We start from the raw sequence: 2831 nt of genomic DNA, 5'->3' as shown, positions 1-2831 counted from the left end.
GCCGTGACGGTCAGGCCTTTGCCGGCCCGCATGCGCAGGACGATCTCGGTGGTCTGCGGCCGGATGCGGGTGTCGTCCTCGAACGCGTACATCGCGTCCCAGACCACGCGGTTCTCCTGCGTCTCGCTCGCCGGGGCCTCTGGATAAGCGTTCGCGGCCGAGATCTCGTAGGCGCCGGACTTGGGCAGGCGGAAGTAGGCCACGCGGCGCAGCGGCGTGCGGATGAAGACCGATGTGCCCTCGATCGAACGGTGCGCCTCGAACTCCGGGCCGATCACCGCGCCGGTGTTCGGGTCGATCTCCCGGCCGTAGAACACCACGCCGGCCGAGGTCGGCTTCTCCTTGCCCTCCGAGTTCAGCCGGTAGATCGCCGGATAGGTCCAGTCCATCTGCGCGGCGTCGACCGAGACACCCTGCGGGGCCAGCCGGAACCAGGGCGTGCGGCTCGGATTGCCGCCGGGACGCGGCAGTTCCTGCCCGCCCACGGACGGCGAGGCGATGATGTCGCCCGGTGCGATGGTCGAGGGCTGCTCGTAGAGGAACTCGATCGCCGCGCCGAACGGTCCGGTCGCGGTGTTGAACGGCGCCTGGATGCCCGAGGCCTCGTCCCAGAACAGCGCGTCGGCCACGCGGATGCGGTGGATCTGGAACTTGCCCAGGCCCAGCGTCATCCGCTTCACCAGCACGGTGGAATCGCCGTCGATGTTGACGAAGTCGCCTTGGCTCAACGGGGGCGAGGACCAGCGCTTGCCGTAGAGCAGGGGCTTGCGTGCGCCGGGCTTCGGCACGTTGCCGCCGCCCGTGATGCTGTAGCTCTCCGCGTTCTTCTTCGTGCCGGACGCCTTCGAGGCCTGAGCGGCGTATCCGAGCGCCACGCCGCCGATCACCAGCCCGGCCTGAATGGCCGTGGTCAGGCCGCCGGCCGCGGCGCCCGCGCCGAACAGGGCCGAGCCCGCGATGAGCGGCGCGGCATAGGGCGCCAGAGCGATAAGCGCGATCGAGGCGATGGCGAGCCCGATCGAGGCGACGCCCTTGCCCAGCGGCGCGGCGGTGACGACCACGACGTCCTGCGGCCCGACCAGCGTCTTCGACCAGGTCGCGCGCAGCCGCACGGTGCGGTCGTCCGGCCGGTAGATCTCGGCCGGATCGCCGCGCCGGTGCACGGACACGATGAAGGGTCGCCCGGCCGGGGGCCGATGGCGCGCCACGACGGTGGAGAGCCGCCGGCGCCGGTTCGGCAGCCGCACGGGCTCGCCGCGCCGCTGGCCGACGACGTTGGTGGTCAGGACGAGGGTCATGGACTACCGGGGAACGAGATAGGTGATGCGCCAGCGCCGGGCCTGGGCGATCTCCAGGGGCGGATCGAGGGCGACGCCGTGCGGTTCGTCGGTGTGCAGGATCAGCCCGCCGTCCTCGGCGAGCCAGGTGCCGGCATGGGTCTCGGCGCCGGCCGTCCTGCCCATCAGCACCAGGGCGAGGTCGACGGGCTGGGGGATCGCGACCCACTCGGACCGCACCGGATGGTTCGCCAGGACGCGGGCGCGCGCGCGCAGGTCCGAGACCAGGAGCGGATCGGCCGCCGGCAGGAGCCGCCCGGCGAGCGTCGCCTGGGTCAGGCCGGCGAGGTGCCAGCAGTTAAAACCCATCCGATCGTAGGGTCGGCCCCGCACCCCGCGCAGGAAGGCCCGGCGGTCGTTCACGTGAACAGGCTGGGATGGCTGTCACGATCGAAGAACGCGTTGGGGCCGGTGGGCACGTTCTGCTGGCGCCCGTCTGGCCAGGCGATGATGCCCTCGGCACGATCGGCCGAGAGGCCGACGGGCGTCATTTCCAGGCCGGTCAGGGTGTCGTCGTCGGGGCCCGTCACCGCCGCGATCTGGCCCGGCAGAACCCGATACTGGCGGAAGGTGATGCGGATCGCCTCGTTGTAGCCGATGACGCCCTTCATCAGGTCGTGCAGCAGGTCCGACACGTTGTCGATCTGCAGCTTGCCCTCGGTGGGCCCGTCTTGATCGGCGCCCGGCGCGATGACCGAGAACGCGCAGAGCAGGTGCGGGACCTTGGGGCCGCCCTCCTCAAGGGGGAGCGCCAGGGTATCGCCAGGTTCGCCCAACTCGCTGTCGACGTTCTGCACCAGCAGGATCGCGGTATCGAGCGAGGCGTGGTCCACCTCCAGCGTGGTGACGATCACGCCGTCCGCATCACCGGAAGCATAGGCTTCCTGCAAGGCTTGCTTGAGGGTCATCGGATCACCAGTCCTGGACGAGGAGGGTGAAAGACACGAGGTATTCGAAGCGACGCGGGGCGGACCACGCGACCTTCCCGGAGATGCGGCAGATCCGCTGCCCCAGGCTCATATCGGGGAGTTGGACCGGCGCCTGGAAGCGCCGGGTGCCGGTGTTCAGGTCGTTCAGGTGGAAGGCCTTGAATACGACGAAGGCTTCGGCCGAGAGGCGCAGCTGCATGTTCAACGGGGTCGTCACGAACAGCGACCTGCGACGCACGCGGCTTGGACCATCGTCGAACTGGGTCTCCTGCGTGGCTGGATGCAGGCTGTCGGAGCCGGCCGAGGACGCGAGCCCCCGCAGCACCGGCAGGCCGGTCGGCCAGGATGGAATGCTGCCCATCACCCAATCCTGGACCAGGCGCCGCCGGCCGCCTGCCCGAACGGGCCTTGCCCGTTGCGCGCACGCTTGCCGAGGCCGCCTTCCACCGTGCGCAGCACCTGATCATACCCACCGTCGGCGCGGCGCTGGGGCGGCCCTTCCGGCTCCAGGTTCGTTCCGGGCGGGGTGATGAAGTTGATGCTCGGCATGGCCGTGCTTCCCGCA

At 70.3% G+C, this 2831-nt stretch carries 4 protein-coding genes and 1 pseudogene; all 5 read right to left on the bottom strand.

Going from position 1 to position 2831, the window contains the following annotated elements; genetic code table 11:
• Positions 1–1298: pseudogene (locus MKK54_RS00235) on the bottom strand (phage tail protein); the annotation flags it as partial.
• Between the two features lie 3 nt (positions 1299–1301).
• Complete coding sequence (locus MKK54_RS00230; protein WP_244008519.1) at positions 1302–1646, bottom strand: glycoside hydrolase; 345 nt, start codon at positions 1644–1646, stop codon at positions 1302–1304.
• A gap of 50 nt (positions 1647–1696) precedes the next feature.
• Positions 1697–2245 (bottom strand): DUF1833 family protein, encoded by a 549-nt coding sequence (locus MKK54_RS00225; protein ID WP_244008518.1) that lies wholly within the window; start codon positions 2243–2245, stop codon positions 1697–1699.
• A gap of 4 nt (positions 2246–2249) precedes the next feature.
• Positions 2250–2627, bottom strand: coding sequence for a hypothetical protein (locus tag MKK54_RS00220; RefSeq protein WP_244008517.1), 378 nt, complete (start codon positions 2625–2627; stop codon positions 2250–2252).
• Positions 2627–2831 (bottom strand): hypothetical protein (locus tag MKK54_RS00215; RefSeq protein WP_244008516.1); only part of this gene is annotated, 205 nt, incomplete at its 5' end. The genes MKK54_RS00220 and MKK54_RS00215, both read right to left, overlap by 1 nt.

It is taken from the genome of Methylobacterium sp. J-068 (genome assembly GCF_022829445.1).
Classification (GTDB): domain Bacteria; phylum Pseudomonadota; class Alphaproteobacteria; order Rhizobiales; family Beijerinckiaceae; genus Methylobacterium.
This window is presented reverse-complemented; position numbering and strand designations above follow the sequence as displayed.